Genomic DNA, 751 nt, shown 5'->3' on the forward strand with positions numbered 1-751 from the left:
GGGTTAAATAAATTCTTTTCATTTCTCTATGATGTTTTTACCGTTTGTCTCTATTAGGTGTTAACCTACCCTTCCTACGAAGGTGAGGGTAATTTCTTTTTCGGTGATATTTCCGTAAATGGTGACGGTGCGGAGGAAATCGCCGGGCTGTTCGGCCTGATAACTGACGGTGATTTCCTTCGTCTCGCCCGGTTGTATTTCTTGCCAGTCATATCGGGCGGTGATACAGTCGCACGAGGTGGTGATACCTTTCAGCCGGAAAGTTTCCGTTCCTGTGTTGCACAGGCGGACGGTTTGCTCTTTTGTGCCGTTGGCAGGCACTGAGCCTAAATCGTATTCCAGGGTATCGATTTGTAGGCGTGTGGCGGGCAGGGAAGAGGCGGCGGCCCCTGTCAGTTCCTTGAGGTAGAGATCCCAGACAGACAGGTTGTGTATCGGGTTACCGATTACTTTCACGTGGTTGTCCCGGTCAACGAGGAAGCTCTGGAAAGTCATCTCTCCGGGAAAGTGGTTTAACTTATAAAAATGATTGTCGGTATCGATACAGACGGGCAGGGTGAAGTTATCCCGTCTTAGGATATAGCGTAGTTCATCATTGTCTTTCGATTGGAAAAAGAACAGGAAGGGGACGTTCCCATCCGTGGCGGAATCCACTTGGGCGATAAACTTTTTCCACTCCCGCAATTGCAGTTTGCAACTGACGCACCCGATGGAATCGACATAGACCACGACCTTATAGTCCGCCGCAGCC

Annotated in this window: 1 protein-coding gene; it reads right to left on the bottom strand. The window is 49.7% G+C overall.

The window, feature by feature from the left end:
- Positions 1 to 60: 60 nt before the first annotated feature.
- On the bottom strand, positions 61 to 751 hold a 691-nt coding region (locus tag BACCOPRO_RS17010), incomplete at its 5' end, for a DUF1573 domain-containing protein (RefSeq protein ID WP_008145668.1).

Origin of the sequence: Phocaeicola coprophilus DSM 18228 = JCM 13818 (assembly GCF_000157915.1) — a bacterium.
Taxonomy (GTDB): domain Bacteria; phylum Bacteroidota; class Bacteroidia; order Bacteroidales; family Bacteroidaceae; genus Phocaeicola; species Phocaeicola coprophilus.